The following is a 23,341-nucleotide window of genomic DNA, read 5'->3' on the forward strand; positions in this document are numbered from 1 at the left end:
CCGGGTCGTCGGTAATCCCGCCACGATGGCCGATCAGTTGCGACATCTGCTCAACATGAGCAACCGCCCCCACGTCTCGATCCGGGTGCTCCCCCTCAACGCCGGTCTGCACTTCGGTGCAGTAGCCGGCCCCTTCGTCATTCTGGATTTCCCGCTGCGCAACCGGGTTGAGCCGGATCCGTCGGTCATCTACAGCGAATCACTGACCGGAGCGCTCTACCTCGACCGCAAGGACGAAGTCGCGATCTACGAAGAGGTATGGGCGAGCCTCACCGCACTTGCCCTCGATGAGCAACAATCGAGGCAACTGATCAACAAGATCATCGGAGAGGTCCACCATGGCTAAGCTAAGCGGCGCCCACTGGCGCAGAAGCACCCGCAGCGGCGACAACGGCGGCAACTGCGTGGAGGTCGCCGACAACCTGCCCGGCATCGTGGCCGTACGCGACAGTAAGGACCCGGCGGGGCCTGCCCTCACCTTCTCGCCCTCGGCTTGGGCCGCCTTCGTCCGAGACGCGAAGCACTGAGCCCAGAGGGCCGACGTCGAGCCTCCTGACCGCGGCTACGCTCCGCCTGCCGTGGCGGTCCGGCAGGTCGTGCTCGATCCAGGATCGAGTTGCTTCCAAGTGGTGACGAGGCCACTGGATCGTGGATCCAGCGGGATCTTGCTGCGTCGGATCGATCTGCCGCTTCGTCAGCGTGAGTTGACGCTCCGTTGACTCATCGAGCAGTGTCATTGACCGCTACGGTTAACACTCTTTAAGATTTGGCTGCCTCGAGGAAACCGACCCTGTCCACCCGTACGCCCGGCCGGCGCTGGCAGCACCACCAGCGCCGGCCGTGGCCGCACGGTGCCGCAACCTGCCAACGGGAAGGCCTCGATGTCCTCACCGCGTCCCCGCCCCCGCTCGGCCCTGGCCGCCGGCCTGCTCGCGCTGGTCACCGCCGGTGCGACCCTCGTGACCCCGACCGCCGCCCAGGCCGTGGTCCTGCCAAACAACTTCAAGAGCGTCGGCTACATGCCGTCCTGGACCGGCAACGTCAACACGGTCCAGTACGGCAAGCTCACCCACATCAACTACGCCTTCGTGCTGCCCAACAGCAACGGCACCCTGCGCCCGGTGGAGAACCCGAGCAAGCTCTCCTCGCTGGTGTCGCTCGGGCGGGCCAACAACGTCAAGGTGTCCATCGCGATCGGCGGCTGGAACAACGGCGACGACTCCGCCTTCGAGGCGCTCGCCGCCAACGCCGGCACCCGCACCACGTTCGTCAACAGCGTGGTCAGCTTCGTCAACCAGTACGGTCTGGACGGCGTCGACATGGACTGGGAGTACCCGGACCCGGGCACCTCAGCCAACAACTTCAGCCTGCTCATGCAGCAGCTCAGCAACGCGCTGCGCCCACAGGGCAAGCTGCTCACCGCCGCCGTGGTGGCCGAGGGCTACTACCGCGACGGCGTACCGACCGCGGTCTTCAACTACGTCGACTTCCTCAACATCATGGCGTACGACGGCGGCAGCCCACACGCCAACTACGACTGGTCGATCAACGCGGTGAACGGTTGGAAGGCACGCGGCCTGCCGGCCAGCAAGGCCGTGCTCGGCGTGCCCTTCTACAGCCGACCCGGCTACTACACCTACTCGGCGCTGGTCGGCATGGACCCGGCCAACGCCAACCGGGACTGCACCACCGTCGGCGGCGCCCAGCAGTGCTACAACGGCATCCCGACGGTCAAGCGCAAGACGCAGTGGGCGATGGCCAACGCCGGCGGCATGATGAACTGGGAACTCACCCAGGACACCACCGGGTCGACCTCGCTGGTCAGCGCGATCTACGACACCGTCATGGGTGGTACGCCGCCGCCGAGCGGCCGAACCGGCCAGATCACCGGTATCGCCGGCAAGTGCGTGGACGTCGCCGCCGCCGGCACCGCCAACGGCACCGCGATCCAGCTCTACACCTGCAACGGCACCGCCGCGCAGCGCTGGACCGTCGCCAGCGACAGTACGCTGCGGGCCCTCGGCAAGTGCATGGACGTCACCAGTGCCGGCACCGCCAACGGCACCGCCATCCAGCTCTGGGACTGCAACGGCACCGGCGCCCAGGTCTGGCAGGCCCAGTCCAACGGGACCCTGCGCAACCCCGCGTCGAACAAGTGCCTGGACGCCACCGGCAACAGCTCCGCCGACGGCACCCGGCTGCAGATCTGGGACTGCTTCGGCGGCGCCAACCAGGTCTGGCGCCTGCCGGCCTGAGCACGACGGCCCCGTCCACACCCGATCGGCGTGGACGGGGCCGGCTCACGTCCCGCCGTCGCCCGGGTGCGCCGGCAACCAGTAGCGCCGGGTGCGGCCCAGCTCGGTGTCGCGTACGTCTTCGAGCACGCCGCCGTTGCGCTCGATCGTGCGGGCCGACGCGGTGTTGTGGTCCGCGCAGGTGACCAGGCACCGGTCGATTCCACGCGCGTGCGCGTGCGAAAGCACGACCCCCAGCGCCCACGTCGCCAGGCCCTGCCGCCGGGCCGACGGGCGCAACCCGTAGCCGATGTGGCCACCGGCCCGCAGCAGGAAGTCGTTCAGCCGGTGCCGCAGCGAGATCGCGCCAAGGTATGTGTCCTGCTCGACGATCCACCAGTACGTCGCATGAACCAAACCGTCGGCTACCGGGATCGACTCGTCGGCCTGGCGGCGCAGCCGCGTCACCCACTCCGCGAAGCCCGCGACGGTGTCCACCTCGTCGAAGTCCCGCAGGCCGTTGCCGTCCTGATGGACGCCGCGACCCCACTCGTCACGCGCCGCGAGCCATGAACTCCGCAGCCGGGTGGTGGGGGCGATCAGATCGGGCACGCGCCGATGCTAGTCCCGAGTTCTCGAACGTCGCGCCCATTTTCGGTCGAGCACCGTCACCGGATCCGGCCCACCAGCACCGTCACCCGGATGTCTTCGCGGAATCGGGTCTCGGGATGCAGCGCGCGACGAATCCGCTCGGTGAGCTCCGACCGCTGCTCCGGCGCGGGCAGGTCGTCGACGGAAAAGGTTGAGTAGACGCCGCCGACGAGTTCGTCGAAGGTCATCTCGTCGGTGTAGTCGACCGTGGTCTGGTCGACCTCGTAGCCGGCGGCGACGAGGCTGTCCCGGTACCGCCGCTGGCTGGCGGCATCAGTGCCACAGGTCCGAGTCAGTTCGACGCCGCGCCACTGCTCAAGAACTGCGCGCAGCGCACCGGACCAGGCGGTTTCCTGGAGCCACAGCGGTGTCCCGTTGGTCACCACGGCCACCCCACCACCCTTTCGGAACAGTGGAGCGAGCCGGGGGAGCAGGGTGTCGTGGTCCATCCAGTGCAGGGCCTGCCCGATGGTGACCGCGCCGACCGTCCCACCACCGAGCAGCGCGCCGAGCGCGGGCACGTCGACGTCCGCGCCGAGCAGCCAGCTGATGTTGTCGACCTGCTGCGCCCTGGCCGCTCGCCGGGCGAGCACCAGCATGTCGGGCTCCGGATCGACTCCCACCACCGCTCGCACCCGTGCCGCGATCGGCAGGGTCAGCTGGCCCGTGCCGCAGCCGAGATCGATGACGGTGTCGTCCGGCGTCAGCGCGTCCGCCAGTGCGTCGAACACGGCCGGCGGGTAGCCACGCCGGTACCGCTGGTAGAACTCAGCCACCTCGCCACCGAAACCCAGGTCCATGGCCCCAGCATGTCCGGCCGGACCACCGCCGAACACGGCGTTCTGCTCACAGCATGTCCGTCTGCCTTACTCGGCCGGCTCACGCTGCGCCGCCAGGCGGTCGAGCGCCGCGGTGAAGTCGCCAGGGGAGAGGTGACCGAAGTCGAGTCGGAACACCCGGTCGTGCTCGCCCGCCGATGCGGCCGTTTCTCGACTGGCTGCCGGCGTAGGATTGAGGTGGCGAAGGGGCTGTCGATGATCCCCACCCTGATCCTGTTCGGCTTGGTGTTCGGTCGCTGGTGGCGGTCGACCCTCGTGGTGGCCGCCCTGGGATGGCCCGTCCTGCTCGTGGCGACCGACGTGCTGGACGTGGAGCCGAGACTGCTCACCGCGGCCGTGCTTGCTGTGGGCAACGCCGGCGTCGGCGTTCTGATTCACCAGGGCGTCCGGTGGATGGTCCGGAGAAGCGGGGATCAGCGGGGGTCATGATCGGGGAGGGCGGTGAATCTACCCCCGACCGGGCCCCGATCCGTTCAGGACCGAGCGGATGGCGGCCACCTCGTCCAGCGCCTGGTCGTAGTAGCTGGTCTCCTCCCACAGCTCGCGCCACTCGGAGTTGTCGGCGACAACCCGGTCGAGGGCACGCAGCGCGAGGCCGTCGAGCCGGTGATCGAGTGCCATCCGTTCGCCCTTGAGCAGAAAATTCGGCGCGTACGGCGACTCGATCACCGGGCCACCAGGCCGGTGGGCGGCGATGATCGCTGCCGCGGCGATGGCCTCCACGGCCAGGTCGCTTTCCAGATAGTCGGGCTCGGCCAGCACCGCCGTGAGCGCCGCCTCCACCAGCGCCGGCCGCTGCGCGGCGGCGGCATCGTCGAGGTCTCCGCACCAGTCGGCCGCGCGGTCACTGTCGAACGGTCCTACGTCCCACGTTCCCACGCGAACTCCAAGCGTCTGTGCCCACCACACCTGCGGTGAACTGCCCGGGCACGGTATCCAGCCGCTCCGACATTTCCCGGCCGTGCCGGCAACGCGGCGTCGGACACGATCGGCGCCGGTCGGTGGGATGGCATCCCACCCCGTGTCGCCGTTGCCACCGGTTGGCCACCTTGGGATGCTGCGCGGGTGTCCTCCCAACCTGTGAGCGCCGCCGAGGCCGTGCTCGACCAGCCGATCCGGGCCCAGTTCGAGGTCTTCCTCGACCAGCACCGGGCCGCGCTCGACGGCTGCCTGGACGGCCTCACCGAGGAGCAGGCGCGCCGGTCGCTGGTGCCGTCCCGGACCACCCTGCTGGGCCTGGTGAAGCACGCGACCTTCGTGGAGAAGGTGTGGTTCGACGAGGCCGTGACCTGTCGGTCGCGCGACGAGATCGGCATCCCCGCCACGCCGGACGAGTCGTTCGTCCTCGACGACACCGACACCATCGCCGGTGCTCAGCGGGCGTACCGGCAGGCATGCGAGGCGTCCCGCCGCGCGACGTCGTCCCTCGACCTGGACGACCTGCTGCCCGGCAACCGGCGTGGCCCGATCCCGCTGCGCTGGGTCTACCTGCACATGCTGCGGGAACTCGCCCAGCACTGCGGGCATGCGGACATCCTGCGCGAGCAACTCCTCGCCGAGTGACGCGCCGGGGCGCGTCGCGCTACGGCCGCACGGCGTAGAAGCCTCGCCACGGCGCCCCGCCGACCCACAACTGGTAGGCGCCGATCAGCGCCAGAAGGTAGGCGCTGCCCACCGGCCCGGCCAGCAGCCAGCCCATCGCCGCCAGGACGGCGAGTCCGCCGACGAGCTTGAGGTCCCGGCCGTTCGGTTCGGCAGAGCGGAACTGGCCGAGACTGAAAGGGCGCAGGTCGTAGTTGCGGGGCGGCCGGCGGCGGGCGGTGCTCGCCGGCCAGAGCCGGCCCACCCCTGCGGCGTCGACCAGGTACATCCGCCGCAGCCCCGGGCACCGCCGCAACTGGACCTGCAGCGGGGTCAGGTCGGCATCCCACAGGCGGCCGTCAAACCAGTGCACCAGCCGACGATCCCAGGCGACGCGTTGATACCAGGTCCGCCCATCGCTCTCCAGTTCGAGCCAGAAGGCGGTCGGCTCGGTGCTCCAGGTCAGTTCGGCGACGTGGACGCGGGCCGTGGCCGGCGCGCGCCGTCTCACCGAGCCCAGCGCCCAGCGCCCGAGCCGCCACGTCCAGGCCCAGAGGAGCACGATGCCGGGCGACAGTACGAGCCCGGCCCAGATGTTGCGGTCCCGCGGATCGAGTGAGAACGACTCGGGGTACACCGGGACGGCGTGCTCCGGTTGCGCCGGGTCGTACCGGAGCGGGACCTGGCTGCCCTCCAGGAACCGATCGTTGTCGAGGGGTGTCAACCGCACCCACCAGTCGGCGCCGTCGTCGTCGCGGAACACGACCTCGATCCGGTTGTCCGCGCCCAGATGGTCGGCGGAGACCGTGCCCACCGCGATGGCGCTCAGCAGCGCGTCCTGGTCCCGGTTCCACACCGCCAGGTGCCACAGCACGCCGCCGATGGTCAGCACCAGCAGCAGCCAGGCCGCCGCGACCTTCCAGATGGCGATGTTGGCCCGGTTCTTCCCGACGACCGCCGCCGCGGCCAGCGTCGGTGCGGCGGCCACCGGGGTCAGCGGCTGGAACTCGTCTGCCCGGTCCCCAAGGTGCCGCTTCGCGAACGCGGCGGCCGCGGTCGCGGGATCAACCGGGAACCGGCTCTCGTCCCCACCGGGCTCTCCCCGAAGGGCAGACACCAGGAAAGAGACGCTGAGACCGAAGAAGAAGATCGTGGCCGCCCCGACCAGGAGCCATCGGGTGTCATCGGTGTAGGCGGTGTCCGCCGACGAGCCGGTGACCTTGGCCGCAACCGTCGAGCCGTCGGCCGGTGGTTCGTGGAAACTCTCGTTGAGCGTGACGCCGTCGATGCGGACGGCACCGTCGTCGGAGACGAATCGGCCCGAGCACTCCCAACTGGGGCCGCCCCTGCCCGAGTTGTCCAGTACGCAGTCCTCGACGGTGACCTGACCGGCGATCCCGCCGTGCTCCGCGCGGTACGAGTCGATCGCGCCGCTGGCCAGCCACAGCCCGCAACCGATCAACACGGCGGCGAGCGAGAGCATCAACCAGTCGTGCAAATCCAGATCGCGTGGCCGGCGCACCAGATCCCTCCCGTCTGCGCCGCGCCGCCCATCACCGACGGCGGCACGGTGGCCGCCACTGTAGGCGACCGCAGCGACCGCAGCGACCGCACCGCTGCCTCGCCGTCGAGCGAGGGAACCGCCACCGTAGCCTGATCGACGGGCATCGCAAGGCGACCGCGGCGAGATCCTCCGGACCACCGTCGACCAGGATTGCCCCGCCCAGGAGAGGAGCACGGCCAGATGGCGAAGTCGGATACGGCCGAGGCGGCGGCGATGCTCGGACAGGCCCGCCGAGTCGTGATCTTCACCGGTGCAGGCATGTCCGCCGAGAGCGGGGTGCCGACCTTCCGCGACGCCCTCACCGGGCTGTGGCAGCGGTACGACGCCCACGCGCTCGCCACGCCCGAGGCGTTCCGCGCCGACCCGGCCCTCGTGTGGGGCTGGTACGAGTGGCGGCGCTGCGCCGTCCGGCGGGCTCAGCCGCACGAGGGGCACCTGGCCGTGGCCGCGATCGAAGCCCGCGCCCCGCACGCCGTCGTGATCACGCAGAACGTCGACGACCTGCACGAACGCGCCGGTTCTGCCGCCCCGGTCCACCTGCACGGCAGCCTGTTCGCGCCGCGCTGCTCAGCCTGTGCGCAACCGGTGCCGGTGCCGGACGGCGCAGCGGAGGAGCCGGACGAGGGCCGGCGAACACCACCGCCCCGATGCGCGTACTGCTCGGCATCTGTCCGGCCGGGCGTGGTCTGGTTCGGTGAGGCGCTGCCGCAGCCGGCGTTGGAGACCGCCGCCGAGGAGGCCGCCTCCTGCGACCTGCTGTTGACCGTGGGCACCTCCGGCCTGGTGTATCCGGCCGCCGAGATCCCCCAGGTCGCCGCCCGGCTCGGCGCCACGGTGATCCAGATCAACCCGCGGCCGACGCCGCTGGACGCGGTGGCCGACGTGAACCTCCGTGGCCCGGCAGCCCAGGTGCTGCCCGCTCTCGTACAGGCCGCCTGGGGCGACGCCGATCAGCCGCCGCAGTCTGGCTGACCAGCCGGAGCTGGTGGAATCGGCCGGCGAACGGCCCGCCGGGCCAGCCGGTCGGCGGCTGCGGTGGCCTGCCGGGGTACCGCCTGGCGGGCGAGCGCGTCAGTGATGCCGCCGCGCCTGCGGGCGCGCCGGCCGCGACCCGGCCGGGTGCTGATCCGACGTCTCCGGGCGTTCGGTGCGGGTGGGGTTGCCGCGTACCAGCTCGTCGTGGACGTGCCAGCGAGCGGTGGCGGCGGCGTGCGCGAGTGCCTCGTCGTCGCGTTCGATGCGCTGTCGCAGCAGTCGCAGGGCGATGCGCCGGTTGAGGCTGAACTGCCGCTCGGTGTCGACCACCACGACGATCCCCGACGGGCGGTGCGTCGCCCGTACCGCCGTGCTGGCCTTGTTACGGTGCTGCCCGCCGGGACCGCCGGTGCGGCAGGCGACCATGTCGACGTCCGCCTCCGAGAACGCCGTACGTGGAGTGTCGACCCGAATCGGTCGGGCGGTGACGTACCAGTTCTTCCGGCCGGTGCCGGTCCGGTAGGGGCTGGCAGCCTGCCAGCACAGCGTTCCGGTCCACGAGGCGGCGAACGGCGCGGCGTCGGCTCCGGCAATCTCGACCAGGACCGACCGGTAGGTGTCGGGCCGGTCACCGGGCACGGTCTCGACCCGACGGGTGCGCAGCTGGTGCCGGACGGCGTCGGCCTCCAGGCGCCGGAGCAGCCGGCTGAGCGCCCAGGCACACTCCTGAGGGCCGCGCCCGGCCGACATGAGCAGGTGGACGCTCACCGCCGGCCCCGCCCACGGCGGTCGTCCCGGCGATCCCGCTGCGGCATGGAGCCGACGTCGGGCGTCTTGTACGTGACCAGGGGAACGGTGGTGGCCACCGGCGTCGCCAGGTCGTGCTCGACGAGGTCGGCGATCACCTGCTCGATGCGCTTGTAGGCAGTCGGTGCCTCCTCGAAGAGCAGTTGGCGGTCGCCGCACACCACCAGCGATCCCACCGGCGTACGGCGCAGCTCCTCGACGGTGTGCTTGGCCCGACCCCGGCGCAGCGCGTCGGCGCGCGACATCTTGCGACCCGCGCCGTGTGCCACCGAGTGGTTGGCCTCCGGCCCGGCGTGGGCGGCCACCAGATAGGACGGGGTGCCCCGGGTACCGGCGATGAGCACGTCGCGGCCGTCGCCCGGTGCCGCCCCCTTGCGATGCAGGTAGACCCCGTCGCGGATCTCGACCAGGTTGTGACACTGGTCGACGACCGGTTCGGTCGGCTCGGCACCGAGGGCGTGGGCGACCCGGGCCGCTAGCAGCCGTCGGTTGAGCGATCCCCAGCGGACGGCGTCGTCGTGCATTGCCAGGTAGGCGGCCGGGTCCGCAGCGGGACCGGCGCCGTGTATCTCGGTGTGCGCTCGCAGGATCCGCTCGCCCAGCCCTCGAGAGCCACTGTGGACGACGAGGACGAGGTCCCCGACGCTGAGCCCGAGCTGGCTCGTGTGGCCCGGCTCGAACACCGTTCCGATCCGCGCCAGCTCGACGAAGTGGTTGCCCCGGCCGACCGTCCCGAGCCCGTCGACGTGACCGGCGGGGATGTCGCCCGTCAGGACGGCCCAGGCCGGGTCGTCGGCGTCCCGCTCCGGGTCCAGCGGACGGTCGAGGTCGGGGAATCGGGCGGCGAGCTTCTCGGGTACGGCCCGCTTGAGCTTGATCGGGAAGACGGCGATGCCGCAGCCGATGTCGGAGCCGACCAGGAACGGGTACAACACGGTGGACGACATCGCGGCGCCGATCGGGGCGCCCTTGCCCGGGTGCAGATCCGGCATGGCGGCGACGTGGATCATGCCGTCGAGGGCCGCCACCTGGCGACACTGCGCGACGGCGTCGGACTCGATCCAGCTGGCGGGGGAGGCGAACACGGTTACCGTGGCCGGAGTGGACCCGGGCAGGACGACCCGCGGAAGGGGCGGCTGAGACAAGGACGTTCTCCACTGGTGGGAAGACAGGGCGGACGGAACTACGGCGTGAATGGGCACCCCTGGTGCCGGTGCAACGTGGGCGCTGTCCGTCAGAACGTCATGGACCAACCTTCCCGGAGCCGATCCGCCGCAGCAAGCGACTTTCGGCGTCCGGGCGCTCTGAGCCCCAGGCGGGAAGGGGCGCGGGATCAGCTCACGGCGTGAAGTACGGAAGCCCGCTCGCCGCCTGCGCCAGGTCGCCGGCGCGCACCATCTGGTGGCCAGTGTCGCGCGAGATCGTCATCCTGGTTTCGCCGTGGGGCGGAACGGTGCGGCGTGGCGTACGGCGTCGAATGTCCGCCCTGACCGCTATCCTCACGCCTCGTGATGTCGCCGCCGAACGCCTTGCCGGTCGAACTGTTGGAGTTGTTCCCGGACGGGGTCCCGGGCCAGCGTTCGTTGTCCGTGCCCCTGCCACCCGGACGGACGGTGCGCGGTGCGGAGGGCGCCGGTGAGCGGCCCGCGCTGTGGGTGAGCGACGGTCCGGCACCGGCCGGGCTGTGGTCGCAGTTGCACGCGATGCACCAGCGTTCCGGGCTGTGGCCGTTGCTGCTGGACAGCTACCACGGGGACGCGGCGCGCCCATGGGACGAGGGCGAGCTGTGGCCGGAAGAGGTGTCCTCGCCCGCCGAGCACGATCCCGAGCGACTGCTCGCCCGCTGGTGGGCCTCCCGCACCCGGATCGACGAGGACGATCAGCTGCCAGGGGCGGAGCGGATCGCCGTTACCGCCCCGTACGGTCAGGACTGGCCCGGCCTTGCCGCCCCGATCCGGCTGCGGGTCGCGCCCGAGCAGCACGCAGACCACTGGGCCGAGCAGTTGTCGCAGGCCCAACCCGCGATGCGCCTCGGACTGGTCGCCGCGGACCGGAGCAGTGACGCGCTTGCTGTCGCCGGCTGGCAGGGCGCGGTCAACTACACGGGCGACACCGCCGAGCTGGCCGCGGTGCTGCGCAGCTGGGAGGACCGGTTCGGTGCCCGGGTGATCGGCGTCGGTTTCGCCGAGCTGTACCTGAGCGTCGCCGCGCCGCCGTCGGACACCGACGAGGCGTTGCGGGTAGCTGCCGAGCACTTCGCCTTCTGCCCGGACAACGTCTGGCAGGGGCAACGCCCGTGTACGCTCGCCGGCTACGCCGACCGCCTCATCGACGCCCCGACCTGGGCGTTCTGGTGGGACTGAACGTCCGGCGTACGGGCGACGGTGAGGGTGACCAGGAAGCCTGAGTGGTCGGTCGTCCCGGCCATGCCGATCGACCTGCTGGACCGGATCGTGACGTCGGCCGTGGCCATGAACTGCTGCACCCCGCCGTCGTGCAGGTGCAGGTAGTCGGCCGGGACGCAGGACCGCACGTCGGGTGAGCCGCCGTGCCGGAGGTTGAGGTCGCCGCTGACCACGGTGGGCTGGTAACGGGTGCGGGCGTGCAGCTCCGGGATGGCCGTACCGAGCAGGTGCCCGCACTGGGCGAGGGCCAGGGTGGCGCTGGTGTAGGCCAGGTGCGTGGTGCAGGCGTAGAAGACGGTGGTGGCGTCGACGCAGAGCCAGGCCCGCTGCTCGGGGTCGGCCGGGTCCTGCGCGGGGTAGATCCCGCGGTGCACCTCGTGACCACGGTACGGCGCCGGGATGTGCGCCAGCACGCCGACGCCGTACTGCTGCCCGTTGACGCAGCGGTAGGGGGCGCCGTTGCGGCCGTTGCGGGCCGGCTGGAAGGCCGCGACCACGGTGCTGCCGTGCACCTCCGCCAGCACCCGCTCCAGCGCGTCCACGTCGCCGGAGCAGATCTCGTTGAGAGTGACCACGTCGGGCGCCTCGCTGCGGATCACCTCGGCGGCCCGGGCGACCGCCCGGCCGGTGTAGCAGCCGGTGGCCATGCCGCTGTTGCAGAGGTTCAGCTGGAGCACCCGCAACTGGGTGGGCCCGGCCGCGTCGGCCACCGAACACCCGACCAGCAACGCGGCGGCGCAGATCAGGCGGACGACGGCCACCAGGGGCCGCGGGATGCGGTACGGACGACCAGCCATGCACCTGCCCTGCACTACCCGAGGGGCTGAAAGTGTATCGGCACCGCCGGACCCGCCGGCCACGGTCGTGACGGTGCGGAACCAAGGCACGTCGTCAGCGTGACCATGGGCGAGGCCCGGACCGGCCGTGTCGGGCCGGTCCGGGCCTTCGATCAGAACGGTTCGGTCAGGGCGCCCAGGGCGCGGCGATGTTCCAGGTGCTGTCCACGGCCCACAGCGCGGGCGAGTTGTACGCCGGGCCGCCGGCGCCGTTGCTCATCCAGACCTCCGAGTCGTAGTGGCGCAGGAACGAACCCCGGAAGTTGTACGACTCCAGCGACACGCCGTTGCCGGCGAGCCCGGTGCGGGCGCACCAGGTGGCGTCGGCGCGCATCAGCGCGGACCCGTCGTTGGGCGAGTTGCGAACCCGGGAGTTGGCGTGGCGCAGGTACTGGCCCGGGAAGTTGACCGATTCGAAGGAGTAACAGGCCGGGTCGGCCAGGCCCGGCCGGATCGTGTAGGTCGCGTCGTTCTTGAGCAGCGCCGAGCTGCTCTCGGTGACCACCTCGGTGTAGGCGAGGCTGTTCTGGTGCCGCAGGTACCGCTGGGTGTGTCCGGGCCTGGTCACCTGGAGCGACCGGCGGGCGTTCAGCGGAAGGGCGACCGGCTGGCCGCCGACGATCGACCTGGAGGCGTCGATGAGCGCCTGGTTGGCCGCTCGCACCCGGGCCTCGTCCATCTTGACCACTCGACGGTCGTAGGTGAGGAAGCCGTTCAGCTCGCCTTCCAGGTCGGTGATCTCGGTGTACACGGAGGCGCTGAGGCCGGTGCCGACCATGAGGTTCTGGGTGCCCTGGACCAGCCCCACGTACCGGTCGGTCAACGCGGTGGAGTTGGGCTGCCACTCGTAGGCGAAGAAGCCGCCGCTCGGGCTGTACTCGTGCCCGGGCATGCGCAGCCCCAGGCCGCCGAACTCGCCGAGCACGGCGATCCGGGAGGCCGACGGGCGGGGGGAGGCGGGGCCGAGGTAGACGTGCCAGTCGTCGATGTCGCCGTTGCCCGGATCGCCGAGCGACTGGCAGCAGTTGTAGCCGCTGTGCACGTTCACCAGGCGGGTCGGGTCCTGGTCCTTGACGTCCTGCCCGACCCGGCGGGTGTCGGCGAGGGCCCGCTCACCCCACCCTTCGTTGTAGACGGTGTAGGCGACCACGGCCGGGCTGCTGCGATGCTCGTCGACGATCTCCCGCGCCTCCAGCTCGAACTGGGCCTGCTGCGCGTCGTCGGCGTCGATGTTCTGCGCGGTGAGCGACGGGATGTCCTGCCAGACCAGCAGGCCGAGGCGGTCGGCGTGGTAGAACCACCGCTGCGGCTCGACCTTGATGTGTTTGCGGACCATGTTGAACCCGAGGTCCTTGTGTTTCTGCAGGTCGAAGGCGAGCGCGGCGTCGGTCGGCGCGGTGTAGAGACCGTCCGGCCAGTAGCCCTGGTCGAGGGTGCCGGCCTGGAAGACGAACTCGCCGTTGAGCAGGGGGCGCAGCACGCCGTCGACCAGGCCGGTGCTGATCTCCCGCATGCCGAAGTAGTGCGTGGTCCGGTCCACCTGGAGGCCCCGGTTGCCGTGGCGCAGCGTCACCCGCAGGTCGTAGAGGAACGGGTCGTCGGGGGACCAGCGGCGGGCGTCGGGCACCGGCACGCTGAACTCGGTGAAGCCGCCGTCGGTCGTCCCGCCCACCCGGCCGATGGCCGACCCGACCACCGTGGTGCCGTCGAGGGCCTCGGCGAGCACCCGGTGCCCGGCGATCTTGCCGCGGGTCCAGACGCGCACCCGGAGGGTGTTGTCGGCGAGGTTCGGGTACGTGTCGACGCGGCTGATCGCGGCGGTCGGCACCGGTTCCAGCCAGACGGTCTGCCAGATGCCGGAGACCGGGGTGTAGAAGATGCCGCCGGGTGTCCTGGTCTGCTTGCCGATCGCCGGGAGGCTGCCGTTCTGCCGGCTGTCGGTGGGGTCCCAGACCTTCACGACGATCTCGTTGGTGCCAGCCTTGAGGTGATCGGTGATGTCGAAGCTGAACGCGTCGTATCCGCCGGTGTGCCCGCCGACGTGGGCGCCGTTGATCCACACCGTCGCCTGCCAGTCCACCGCGCCGAAGTGCAGCAGGGTCTGGCGGTCCGACCAGTTGGCCGGCACGGTGAAGGTGCGGCGGTAGAACAGGTAGGAGCGGTCGTCGTTGGCGGGGCGCTGCACACCGGACAGGGCGCTCTCCACCGGGAACGGCACGTTGACGCGCTCCGGCAGGTCGGTGTCGAACTGCGGCGCGTCGTCGGTGGCGGACTGGCGTAGCTGCCACTCGCCGTTGAGGTTGAGCCAGTCGGGCCGGGTCATCTGCGGTCGCGGGTATTCGGGCAGCGGCGTGCCGGTGAGCGCCTCGCTGGTCCAGGGGGTGGTCAGCGGAGGTGTCTTGGGGGGTACCGCCTGGGCGGCGGTGACCGGGGCGAGCAGGCCGGCCAGCAGGGTGAGGGCGGCCAGCGGGGACAGGATGCGGATGCGATGACGTGTCATGCCGTCTCCGGGTGTGGACGTCCGCCGCGGGCGGTGTGTGGGGCTAACGCGACGGGTGGTGGCGGTCGGGCCGGTCGGCCGATCCCGGTCGAGCGCTCACGCCGGGGGTGGGCGGCGGGATCTTGTCGGCATCCGTGAGCGCCTCTATAACGTTATCGATCCCTGGTGGACACTGCGTCAATAATGTTCGTCGATGGGACCGGAGGAGGTCGGTACGTGGGTGTGAGCCTGAAGGACATCGCCGAGCGGGCCGGGGTTTCCCTGGCCACGGTCTCCAATGTGGTCAACGGGTACCGGCCGGTGGGGGAGCGGACCCGGCAGCGGGTGCAGCAGGCCATCGACGAGCTGGGCTACACACCCAACCTGAGCGCCCGGCACCTGCGCCGCGGCCGGACCGGCCTGATCGCCCTGGCCATCCCGGAGCTGACCAACCCCTACTTCGCCGAGCTGGCCGAGATCGCCATCCGGGAGGCCGGTCGGCTCGGCTACACCCTGGTGATGGAGAACACCGCCTCCGCGTACGAGGCCGAGATGTCGCTGCTCAGCGGCGCGCAGCGGCACGTCATCGACGGGCTCATCTTCAGCCCGGTACGGGTCGGCCGCGACGAGGTGCTGGCCCGGGCCAGCGACACCCCGCTGGTGCTGATCGGCGAGGAGGTCTACGACGCCCCGTACGACCACATCGCCATCGACAACGTCGCCGCCAGCCGCCTGGCGGTGCGGCACCTGGTGGCGTTGGGTCGCCGACGGATCGCCTTCATCGGAGCCCGCGTCGACGACGATCGCCAGGCCGCCCACCTGCGGCTGCGCGGGTACCGGGAGGCGCTGGCCGAGGCGGGGCTGCCGTTCCGGCCCGAGTTGGTCGCGGTCACCGCGCAGTTCGGCCGGCGCGACGGCGTACGCGCGATGCGGGACCTGCTGGCCCTCGACGAGCCGCCGGACGCGGTGTTCGGCTACAACGACCTGATCGCCATCGGGGCCCTGCGCGCCGTGACGGAAGCCGGCCGTGCGGTGCCGGCGGACGTCGCGGTGGTCGGTATCGACGACATCGAGGAGGGCAGGTTCGGCACGCCCTCCCTGACCACCATCGCTCCGGCCAAGGAGGAGATCGCCCGGCTGGCCGTGCACCGGCTGGTCGCCCGCATCGAGGGCACGGCGGTGGCTGGACCGCTCACCCTGCAGACGCCGTTCCGGCTCATCGAGCGGGAGAGCACCGTCGGTGCGGCAGACGGCGCCGTACGCTGACGCCGCTCAGCCGTCGATCCGGGTGATGTTGCGGATCTTGTTGGCGGCGTCCAGCGCGGCCACCTTGTACGCCTCGGCCAGGGTCGGGTAGTTGAACACCGTGTCGACCAGGTAGTCGACCGTACCGCCGCAGCCCATCACCGCCTGTCCGATGTGGACGATCTCGGTGGCGCCGGTGCCGAAGACGTGTACGCCGAGCAGCCGGCCGTCGTCCGGCGAGACGAGCAGCTTCAACATCCCGTACGAGTCACCCACGATCTGGCCGCGGGCCAGCTCGCGGTAGCGGGCGATGCCCACCTCGAACGGCGTCGAGCTGTCGGTCAACTCCTCCTCGGTCTTCCCGACGAAGCTGATCTCCGGAATCGTGTAGATGCCGATCGGCTGCAACCCGTGCATCGCACGGGCCGGCTCGCCGCACGCGTGCTGCGCGGCCAGCCGGCCCTGCTCCATCGAGGTGGACGCCAACGCCGGGAAGCCGATCACGTCGCCGACCGCGTAGATGTTCTCCACTGCGGTGCGGTAGTTCGCGTCCACCTCGATCCGGCCGCGCCGGTCCGCGGACAGGCCGGCGGCGTCCAGGGCCAGGCCGTCGGTCTGGCCCTGGCGGCCGGCCGAGTACATGACGGTGTCCGCGGCGATCTTCTTCCCGCTCTTCAGGATGCACAACGCCGCCGTCTGGTGTTTCTCCACGGCGGCGACCTCCTCGCCGAAGCGGAACGTCACGGACAGGTCGCGCAGGTGGTACTTGAGCGACTCGACGACCTCCTCGTCGCAGAAGTCGAGCATCTGCTCACGGCGCTCGACCACGGTCACCTTGGTGCCGAGCGCGGCGAACATGGAGGCGTACTCCATGCCGATCACGCCGGCGCCGACCACGACCATGCTGCGGGGTACCGCCTGGAGGTTGATGACCCCGTCGGAGTCCACGATGGTCCGCTCGTCGAAGTCGACGCTGTCCGGGCGGGCCGGGCGGGTGCCCGCGGCGATGATCGCCTTGTCGAAGGTGACCTTGGACTCGCGGCCGGAACCGCCGTCGACCCAGACCGCGTGCGCGTCGGCGAACCGCCCGGTGCCCGTGATCATCGCGACCCGGTTGCGGGCCAGCTGGTTGCGGATCACGTCGGTCTGCCGGTTGATCACGTGCTGGGTCCGGGCGGCCAGGTCGCTGACCGTGATCTCCTCCTTGACCCGGTAGCTGCTGCCGTACAGGTCCCGCTGGCTCAGGCCGGTCAGGTAGAGCACGGCCTCCCGCAGGGTCTTGGACGGCACGGTGCCGGTGTTGATGCACACCCCACCGATCATGTCCCGCCGGTCCACGATGCCGACCCGCCGGCCGAGCTTGGCGGCGGCGATCGCGGCCTTCTGCCCGCTGGGTCCGGAGCCCAGCACCAACACGTCGTAGTCGTACACGCCGATAGGGTCGCAAGATGTAGCGGTCCGCGCCAGGGTCGGTCAGGTGCCGCGGTCCTCGGCGACACCGGCGGCAACCCGGTCCAGATCGGGGCGCCGACGGCGTGATCCCCGGCTGGATCAGCAGTTGCGCAGCTCGGGGGACTGGTTGAGCAACTGGCCGCGGGTGGAGACGAAGCGGCGGTAGGTGTCGGAATCGACGGCAGAGGGCCGGAACGCCGCGACCCGGTGGCAGTTCTGGAAGGCCAGCCGGACGCCGAAGTGGCGCTCCAGACTGGACCGGATTGCGTCGCTGGCCAGCGCGCGCAACAACTGGCCCCGCTCCGCCTCGCCGGGCGGAGGTACCTCGTTGTCGGCGAACTCGGCGTTGGAAGACTCCAGCGCCGCCGCCACCCGGCTGACGGTCTGCCAGGCGTACGGCAACGAATCGCGGACGCAGGCCACGAACTCCTCGTCGGCGACGGACCCGGACTCGGCGGCTCGCAGCAGGCTCGACGGCACGGTGAGAGACATGTTTCTCCTCAGATCGTTAACGAACACGGTTGTCATTACCGCTACGGCTGAGTGCATCATGTCACCCACCGTGATGTCAACATCCCTGCCTGCGTCGGCCTGTCGCGGTCGACAATGGCGCGATGAGCGGCACGGTGATCAGCGTCGGACCGGCCTATGCCGGGGTCCTCGTCCTGCTCGCGCTCGTCGGCGCCGGGGTGGTGGCCTGGTTCCGGGTCGGGGCGCCCGGTGGGGTGGCGACCGCCGCGGCGCGGGCCACCGTCCAGTTGGCCACTGTCTCGCTGGTCATCGTGGCGGTGCTGCGCTCCTGGTGGCTGACCGTCGCCTTCGTGGTCGCGATGTACGCCGTCGCCACGGTGACCGCCGCGCGCCGGATCGGCACGCTGCGGACCGGCTGGCCCGCGATGCTGCCGATCGGGCTGGGGGTGCTGCCGGCCGTCGCCCTGCTGCTGGTCGCCCGGGTGCTGCCGCTCACCCCGCTCGTGGTGCTGCCCACCGCCGGCATCCTGATCGGTGGCGCGATGACCGCGACCACGCTCGCCGGGAAGCGGGCGCTGGACGAACTCCGGAGCCGCCACGGCGAGTACGAGGCGGGGCTCGCGCTCGGCCTGCTGGAACGTGACGCCGCGCTGGAGGTCTGTCGGCCGGCGGCCAGCCAGGCGCTCATCCCGGCGCTGGACCAGACCCGCACCGTCGGCCTGGTCACCCTGCCCGGCGCCTTCGTCGGCGTGCTGCTCGGTGGCGCATCCCCGATCCAGGCCGGTGCGGCGCAACTGCTGATCCTGGTGGCGCTGTTGGCGGTGGAGGCGATCGCGGTCGCAGCCACCGTGGAGCTCGTCGCCCAGGGCCGGCTTCGGGCCGCCGCGCCAAGGGTGGCCCCGGATCCACCGGCGGCCCGGTCACCTGGTCAACCCGCCTGACGGAGGGCCCACGCTGGCCCTTTCGGCCGTCTCCCCACCGTGCGATGATCCTGATAGGTTAGCCTTACCTAACAGGAGGTGCTCATGGGGTTCGCTGCGCAGGTGCGGGAGCTGACCAGGGTGGACCACCGGGCCGCCCAGAACGCGACATATTTCGACTCCTTGCTTGCCGGTCAGCTGGACCGGTCGGGGTACGCCGCGCTGTTCGAGCAGCTCTACGTCGTGTACCAGACGCTCGAAGAGGCCGCCGAGGCGATGCGTGACGATCCGGTCGCGGGCCCCTTCGTCGTCGACGAACTGCACCGGCTGCCACGGATCACCGCCGACCTCGCGTTCCTGCACGGCCCGGACTGGGCCAGCCGGATCGCGCCGAGCGAAGCCACCCGGCAGTACCAGGCGCGGCTGCGGGAGGTCGCCTTTACCTGGCCGGCGGGCTTCGTCGCCCACCACTACACCCGGTACCTCGGTGATCTGTCCGGCGGCCAGGTGATGGTGCGGGCGCTGCGCCGGTCGTTCGGATTCGACGAGGACGGCGTCCGGTTCTTCCTCTTCCCCGGGCTGGAGCCGCGCGCCTTCAAACAGCACTACCGGGACCTGCTCGACGCGGCGCCGTGGGACGAGGTCGAGCGGCAGCGCTTCCTGGACGAGGTGTCCTGGGCGTACCGGCTGAACACCGCGATGCTGGACGAGGTGGGCCGGACCGTGGTGCGGAGCAGCGCGGCATGACGGCACCGACGCCGTTCCCGCCCGACGTGGTCGCGGCGGTCATGCGGCACATGAACACCGACCACGCCGACGACTGCCGGGTGATCTGCCAGGGCCTGGGCGGGCAGTCGACGGCGACCGCCGCGACGATGTCCGGCATGGACGCCGACGGGATGGACTTCGTCGCCACCGTGGACGGCGAGCCGGTACCGATACGGGTTCCGTTCTCCACCCGGCTCGCCGAACGCCGGCAGATTCGCGCCGAGGCCGCCCGGATGTACCGGGAGGCGTGCGCCGCGCTGGGGATCGCCCCGCGACCCGAGGCCAGCTGACGGCTCGGCCGGCCGGCCGGAACCGCTGGCCGGTCAGCCGGCCGAGCGCCTCGGCACCACCAATGGGATTCCGGTGCGCGGATGCGGCAGCACCTCGATCTCGTGCTGGTAGACCGCGCTGAGCCGGTCCGCGGTGAGCACCTCGACCGGCGGCCCGTCGGCGACCAGCCGGCCGTCGGCCAGCAGCGCGATCCGGTCCGCGTACGCCGCGGCGAGACCCAGGTCGTGCAGCACGACCACGACGCTGCCGCCGAGCCGGGCCCGGTCCCGGGCCAGCGTGAGCACCAGTTCCTGGTGGTGCAGGTCGAGTGCGGCGGTCGGCTCGTCGAGCAGGAGCATCGCGGTGCGCTGGGCCAGCACCCGGGCCAGCGCCGCCCGGGCCTGCTCGCCGCCGGAGAGCGCCGAGAAGACCCGGCCGGTGAAGGCCGCCATCCCGGTCAGCCGCAGGGCTTCGCCGACCGCGTCGTCGTCCTCGGCGGCGTACGCCGTGCCGACCCACGGCGCGCGTCCCATCGCCACGACCTCGGCCACCGTGAACGGGAACGACATGGTGGCGCGTTGCGGCAGCATGGCCCGGCGGCGGGCCAGCTCGATCGCCGGCCAGCCGGACAGTGGCCGCCCGGCGAACTCGATGGTGCCGGCCGCGGGTGGCAGGTCCCCGCAGATCGCGCTGAGCAGGGTGCTCTTGCCGGCCCCGTTCGGCCCGACCAGCGCCAGCAGTTCGCCGGGCCGGATCTCGATGGTCAGTTCGGACAGGATCGCCCGATCGCCCCGCTGGATCCGTAGCTGATCGACGCGCAGGCCGACGTCGCCCGCCTCGGAGAACACCGGTCGCCTCATCCCCAGCCTCCCGCCTTCGCCCGGGTCCGCCGCAACAGCCAGAAGAAGCAGGGTCCACCGACCACGGCGGTGAGGACGCCGAGCGGCAGTTCCTGATAGTCGACGAGGGTGCGGGCGGCGAGGTCCCCGGCGACAACCACGATGGCCCCGCCGAGCGTGCTCGCCGGCAGGAGCAGCCGGTGACCGGGCCCGGCCACCATCCGGACCAGGTGTGGCACCACCAGCCCGACGAAGGAGATCACCCCGGTGAAGGCGACGGCCGCGGCCCCGAGCAGCGCGGTCACGGCGATCATGCCCAGGCGTAGCCGCTCGACTTGGACGCCGAGGTGCCGGGCCGAGCGGTCACCGAGGGCGAGCAGGTCAAGGCGTCGCGCGGCGGCGACCGCGATCGCGATGCCGGCCGCCGCGCACGGCGCGGTGACCGCCACGGCCGCCCAGTTCGCCTGGGCCAGGCTGCCGAGCTGCCAGAACGCGATGGCCCGGACCGCGTCGGCGTCGCCGAAGAACATCAGCAGGCCGATCAGCGCGCCGGCCACCGCGTTGACCGCGATGCCCGTCAGGATCAGGGTGACCACCTCGGTCCGACCGCCGGCCCGGGACATCGAGTAGACCAGCCCGGTGGCGGCGAGACCGCCGAGGAACGCCCCGACGGCGACGGTCCAGCCGCCGAGCGCGGAGACCCCGGTGATGATCACGGCGGCGGCGCCGACCGCGGCTCCGGAGGAGACCCCGATGACACCCGGCTCGGCCAGGGGATTGCCGAAGATGCCCTGCATCAGCGCGCCCGCGCAGCCGAGCGCCGCCCCGACCACGACGGCGAGCACGACCCGGGGGAAGCGCACCACCCAGAGCGCGCTCTCGCCGTGGGTGGCGCTCGGCACCGGTCCGATGTCGAGCCCGACGCGGTGCAGGATCGAGCCGAGCACCTCGGCCGGCGGCACCCGGACCTGGCCGGTGCCGGCGGCGACGAGGCAGAGCAGGACGAGGGCCACGGCCAGGCCGGCGACCAGTGCCGTGCGTCTCATGAGCAGGATCCGTAGACCGCCTCGGCCAGCGCCTGGATGGACCGGCCGGTGCGCGCGCCGAACGTCAGCAACAGCCCGTCGTCCATGTCGACGATCCGGCGGTGCTGCCCGGCAGGGGTCTGCCCGACACCGGGCAGGGCCAGCAACCCGTCGACGCCCTTGACCGACTCCAGCCCGTCGGTCATCACCAGGATGACGTCGGGCGCCGCGTTGATCAGCCCTTCGCTGGTCAGCGGCCGGAACCGGGACAATCCGATCTCCGTGCCGGCGTCGGTCGCGCCGATGGCCCGGATCATCTCGTCCGAGCCGGCGCCCTTGCCGCCGATCAGGTACACCCCGGCGGTGCCGCGCACGTACAGGAAGGCGATCCGCAGCGGTGCGGTGCCGGCCGGCGCGCTGCGGCGGGCGGCGTCGATCTCCGCCTCGATACGGGCCACCAGCCGCTCCCCGGCCGCCGGTACGCCGAGCGCCGCCGCGATGGCCCGGACGTGCTGGGGGATCGCGGCGAGGGTCTGCTCGTCGTCGATCAGCACCACCGCGATCCCCGAGCGGCGCAGCTGGTTGAGCGCCTCGGGCGGACCGATGCTGTCGTCGGCGAGCACGACGCTCGGGTTGAGCCGCAGGATGGCCTCGGTGGACAGGTCGTGTCCGGCCGGGGTGACCACCGGCAGGTGGGCGGCGGCGGGGAAGGTGGTGGAGGTGTCCCGGCCGACCACCCGGCCGCCGAGGCCGAGGCTGAACACGATCTCGGCGATCGAGCCGTAGAGGTTCACCGGCAGGATGCGGCTGGCGTCGCTGACCGTGACCGACGCCCCGTCGGCCGAGGTGACCGTCGCCGGCAGGGCGCTGCCTGGATCACCGCCGACCGGCTCGACGTCGGTGTCGGTGACCACCGCGGTGGCGGGTCCGCAGCCGCTGGTCGCGGCCGGTGCCGGACCGGTGCCGGCAGCGCAGGCGGTGAGGCCGAGCAGCGCGGGGAGGGCGAGCAGCGCGGCAAGCGCGAACCGTCGTCTCATCGCTGGTCCCGGCGTCGGCTCCGGGCGCGCAGCAGCACGAGGAGGACCAGCAGTGCGGTGAGGCCGGCCAGCGCGGCGGTGAACCAGCGGCCGGCGGGGCTGCTGTCGCTGACCTGGGTGGTGAGAACCGGATGGTCGGCGTCGGCGGCGGCCGGGGCGACGGTCGCGCCGGCCTCGGCGGACGCGGCGGCGGTGGCCGATGGTGCCCCGCCGGCCGGCGCGCCGGTGGTCGCGGTCGGCTCGGCGGAGGGTGCCGTGGCGGCGCGCGTGGTCGCCGCCGGGGTGGCGGCGCGGGTGGTCGGGGCCGTCGCGGTGGCGAAGGTGACCGGCACCCGGACATCCTGCGACCGGTCCGAGCTGCGGGTGTGGTCGTTTCGGCTGGCCAGTACGCAGCGCCGGGTGGTGCAGTCCACGTCGCCGATCCGTGCGGTGACCTTGATCTTGACGGTGAACGATCCGCCGGATCCGTACGGCACCGCCAGGCCCTCGCCGTAGGAGGGCGGGTTGGAGGAGATCCAGTGCGAGGCGCCCGAGGCGCCGCTGGTGTCGATGCCACCGCCGCAGGGCCCCGGCGGCGTGCCGGCGCCGTTGTCGACGCAGTACGCCACGTAGATGCCCTTGGTGGTGTCGTAGCCGGATCCGGAGACGGTGACCTCGGCTCCGGCCAGCGGCAGCCCGGCCGTCCGGCTGGCGGTCATCCGCTGACCGTTCGGTCCCTTGCCGACCGTGTCGGCGTGAGCGGGGCTGACCGTGAGGGTGCCCACGGCCAGCAGCGCCGCGCTGGCCAGGGCGGCGGCGAGGCGGGCAGACATCAGTGACCTCCCAAGATTTGGTTAGGCTAACCTAAGTAGATCTTGGGGTTCGCGCAAGAGGGTGTTCGGAGGATTTCCTAGGAGATTAGGTGAGCCTAACCTAAGACCGCCCTCCCCCTCCCGAGAGGAAG

General features: G+C 71.6%; 25 protein-coding genes. 11 read left to right on the plus strand and 14 right to left on the minus strand.

From position 1 onward, the window contains the following. The 3 genes from AB0M52_RS01400 to AB0M52_RS01410 form a co-directional block, all read left to right on the plus strand. On the plus strand, positions 1–346 hold a 346-nt coding region (locus AB0M52_RS01400), incomplete at its 5' end, for a DUF5753 domain-containing protein (protein WP_363947279.1). Further along, positions 339–527 carry a DUF397 domain-containing protein gene (locus tag AB0M52_RS01405; protein ID WP_363947282.1) on the plus strand — a complete coding sequence of 63 codons (189 nt, stop codon included), beginning with the start codon at positions 339–341 and terminating at the stop codon, positions 525–527. The genes AB0M52_RS01400 and AB0M52_RS01405, both read left to right, overlap by 8 nt. Before the next feature lie 354 nt (positions 528–881). After that, positions 882–2,255 carry a glycosyl hydrolase family 18 protein gene (locus tag AB0M52_RS01410; RefSeq protein WP_363947285.1) on the plus strand — a complete coding sequence of 458 codons (1,374 nt, stop codon included), beginning with the start codon at positions 882–884 and terminating at the stop codon, positions 2,253–2,255. A gap of 45 nt (positions 2,256–2,300) precedes the next feature. Here the strand turns inward: AB0M52_RS01410 and AB0M52_RS01415 are convergent, their stop codons facing one another. Next, positions 2,301–2,846 (minus strand): GNAT family N-acetyltransferase, encoded by a 546-nt coding sequence (locus AB0M52_RS01415; protein ID WP_363947288.1) that lies wholly within the window; start codon positions 2,844–2,846, stop codon positions 2,301–2,303. A gap of 56 nt (positions 2,847–2,902) precedes the next feature. After that, complete coding sequence (locus tag AB0M52_RS01420; protein WP_363947291.1) at positions 2,903–3,685, minus strand: methyltransferase domain-containing protein; 783 nt, start codon at positions 3,683–3,685, stop codon at positions 2,903–2,905. Positions 3,686–3,694: 9 nt separating this feature from the next. Here AB0M52_RS01420 and AB0M52_RS01425 point away from each other — a divergent pair, with 9 nt between their 5' ends. After that, positions 3,695–4,153, plus strand: a complete 459-nt coding sequence (locus tag AB0M52_RS01425) for a hypothetical protein (RefSeq protein ID WP_363947295.1) — start codon at positions 3,695–3,697, stop codon at positions 4,151–4,153. An 18-nt stretch (positions 4,154–4,171) separates the two neighbouring features. Here the strand turns inward: AB0M52_RS01425 and AB0M52_RS01430 are convergent, their stop codons facing one another. Beyond that, positions 4,172–4,603, minus strand: a complete 432-nt coding sequence (locus tag AB0M52_RS01430; protein ID WP_363947298.1) for a DUF4259 domain-containing protein — start codon at positions 4,601–4,603, stop codon at positions 4,172–4,174. Between the two features lie 186 nt (positions 4,604–4,789). On the opposite strand from AB0M52_RS01430, the gene AB0M52_RS01435 reads away from it, so the two are divergent. After that, complete coding sequence (locus AB0M52_RS01435; RefSeq protein WP_363947301.1) at positions 4,790–5,287, plus strand: DinB family protein; 498 nt, start codon at positions 4,790–4,792, stop codon at positions 5,285–5,287. A 19-nt stretch (positions 5,288–5,306) separates the two neighbouring features. Here AB0M52_RS01435 and AB0M52_RS01440 read toward each other — a convergent pair whose 3' ends face one another. Then, positions 5,307–6,827 carry a hypothetical protein gene (locus AB0M52_RS01440; protein WP_363947304.1) on the minus strand — a complete coding sequence of 507 codons (1,521 nt, stop codon included), beginning with the start codon at positions 6,825–6,827 and terminating at the stop codon, positions 5,307–5,309. A 222-nt stretch (positions 6,828–7,049) separates the two neighbouring features. Here AB0M52_RS01440 and AB0M52_RS01445 point away from each other — a divergent pair, with 222 nt between their 5' ends. Further along, positions 7,050–7,841 carry an NAD-dependent deacylase gene (locus tag AB0M52_RS01445; RefSeq protein WP_363947307.1) on the plus strand — a complete coding sequence of 264 codons (792 nt, stop codon included), beginning with the start codon at positions 7,050–7,052 and terminating at the stop codon, positions 7,839–7,841. 99 nt (positions 7,842–7,940) lie between these two features. Here the strand turns inward: AB0M52_RS01445 and prfH are convergent, their stop codons facing one another. Together prfH and AB0M52_RS01455 are read right to left on the minus strand one after the other, a co-directional pair. Further along, complete coding sequence (prfH, locus tag AB0M52_RS01450; RefSeq protein WP_363947310.1) at positions 7,941–8,612, minus strand: peptide chain release factor H; 672 nt, start codon at positions 8,610–8,612, stop codon at positions 7,941–7,943. Next, positions 8,609–9,796 (minus strand): RNA ligase RtcB family protein, encoded by a 1,188-nt coding sequence (locus AB0M52_RS01455; RefSeq protein WP_363947313.1) that lies wholly within the window; start codon positions 9,794–9,796, stop codon positions 8,609–8,611. The genes prfH and AB0M52_RS01455 overlap by 4 nt, the downstream gene beginning before the upstream one ends. A gap of 366 nt (positions 9,797–10,162) precedes the next feature. On the opposite strand from AB0M52_RS01455, the gene AB0M52_RS01460 reads away from it, so the two are divergent. Next, positions 10,163–11,014, plus strand: coding sequence for a DUF4253 domain-containing protein (locus tag AB0M52_RS01460; RefSeq protein ID WP_363947411.1), 852 nt, complete (start codon positions 10,163–10,165; stop codon positions 11,012–11,014). On the opposite strand, the gene AB0M52_RS01465 is transcribed toward AB0M52_RS01460, so the two are convergent. Continuing rightward, positions 10,963–11,853: an endonuclease/exonuclease/phosphatase family protein gene (locus tag AB0M52_RS01465; protein ID WP_363947316.1), complete on the minus strand. Its 891-nt coding sequence runs from the start codon at positions 11,851–11,853 to the stop codon at positions 10,963–10,965. The genes AB0M52_RS01460 and AB0M52_RS01465 overlap by 52 nt on opposite strands. Before the next feature lie 166 nt (positions 11,854–12,019). Then, positions 12,020–14,392: an AbfB domain-containing protein gene (locus tag AB0M52_RS01470; RefSeq protein ID WP_363947319.1), complete on the minus strand. Its 2,373-nt coding sequence runs from the start codon at positions 14,390–14,392 to the stop codon at positions 12,020–12,022. Between the two features lie 216 nt (positions 14,393–14,608). Here AB0M52_RS01470 and AB0M52_RS01475 point away from each other — a divergent pair, with 216 nt between their 5' ends. Continuing rightward, positions 14,609–15,637, plus strand: a complete 1,029-nt coding sequence (locus AB0M52_RS01475) for a LacI family DNA-binding transcriptional regulator (protein WP_363947322.1) — start codon at positions 14,609–14,611, stop codon at positions 15,635–15,637. A gap of 6 nt (positions 15,638–15,643) precedes the next feature. On the opposite strand, the gene sthA is transcribed toward AB0M52_RS01475, so the two are convergent. Next, on the minus strand, positions 15,644–17,047 hold the full coding sequence (sthA, locus tag AB0M52_RS01480) for a Si-specific NAD(P)(+) transhydrogenase (protein ID WP_363947324.1): 1,404 nt from the start codon (positions 17,045–17,047) through the stop codon (positions 15,644–15,646). A gap of 120 nt (positions 17,048–17,167) precedes the next feature. Then, positions 17,168–17,560, minus strand: a complete 393-nt coding sequence (locus AB0M52_RS01485; protein ID WP_363947327.1) for an SCO5389 family protein — start codon at positions 17,558–17,560, stop codon at positions 17,168–17,170. A gap of 122 nt (positions 17,561–17,682) precedes the next feature. Between AB0M52_RS01485 and AB0M52_RS01490 the strand changes: the two genes are divergently transcribed. The 3 genes from AB0M52_RS01490 (at position 17,683) to AB0M52_RS01500 (ending at position 19,517) form a co-directional block, all read left to right on the plus strand. Then, the gene (locus AB0M52_RS01490; RefSeq protein ID WP_363947330.1) at positions 17,683–18,480 is read left to right on the plus strand and encodes an ABC transporter permease; all 798 of its coding nucleotides are present in this window, start codon (positions 17,683–17,685) and stop codon (positions 18,478–18,480) included. 84 nt (positions 18,481–18,564) lie between these two features. Further along, entirely contained in the window at positions 18,565–19,206 is a 642-nt protein-coding gene (locus AB0M52_RS01495; protein WP_363947333.1) for a biliverdin-producing heme oxygenase, read from the plus strand. Further along, on the plus strand, positions 19,203–19,517 hold the full coding sequence (locus AB0M52_RS01500; protein WP_363947336.1) for a DUF2470 domain-containing protein: 315 nt from the start codon (positions 19,203–19,205) through the stop codon (positions 19,515–19,517). The genes AB0M52_RS01495 and AB0M52_RS01500 overlap by 4 nt, the downstream gene beginning before the upstream one ends. Positions 19,518–19,550: 33 nt before the next feature. Here AB0M52_RS01500 and AB0M52_RS01505 read toward each other — a convergent pair whose 3' ends face one another. Genes AB0M52_RS01505 through AB0M52_RS01520 form a run of 4 tightly spaced genes read right to left on the minus strand, consistent with a single transcriptional unit; the run spans position 19,551 to position 23,210 of the window. Beyond that, complete coding sequence (locus tag AB0M52_RS01505) at positions 19,551–20,357, minus strand: heme ABC transporter ATP-binding protein (RefSeq protein WP_363947339.1); 807 nt, start codon at positions 20,355–20,357, stop codon at positions 19,551–19,553. After that, positions 20,354–21,382: an iron ABC transporter permease gene (locus tag AB0M52_RS01510; RefSeq protein WP_363947342.1), complete on the minus strand. Its 1,029-nt coding sequence runs from the start codon at positions 21,380–21,382 to the stop codon at positions 20,354–20,356. The genes AB0M52_RS01505 and AB0M52_RS01510 overlap by 4 nt, the downstream gene beginning before the upstream one ends. Next, on the minus strand, positions 21,379–22,398 hold the full coding sequence (locus AB0M52_RS01515) for an ABC transporter substrate-binding protein (RefSeq protein WP_363947345.1): 1,020 nt from the start codon (positions 22,396–22,398) through the stop codon (positions 21,379–21,381). The genes AB0M52_RS01510 and AB0M52_RS01515 overlap by 4 nt, the downstream gene beginning before the upstream one ends. Continuing rightward, positions 22,395–23,210: a hypothetical protein gene (locus AB0M52_RS01520; RefSeq protein WP_363947348.1), complete on the minus strand. Its 816-nt coding sequence runs from the start codon at positions 23,208–23,210 to the stop codon at positions 22,395–22,397. The genes AB0M52_RS01515 and AB0M52_RS01520 overlap by 4 nt, the downstream gene beginning before the upstream one ends. Between the last annotated feature and the right edge of the window lie 131 nt (positions 23,211–23,341).

Origin of the sequence: Micromonospora sp. NPDC051296, from assembly GCF_040682255.1 — a bacterium.
Classification (GTDB): domain Bacteria; phylum Actinomycetota; class Actinomycetes; order Mycobacteriales; family Micromonosporaceae; genus Micromonospora; species Micromonospora craterilacus.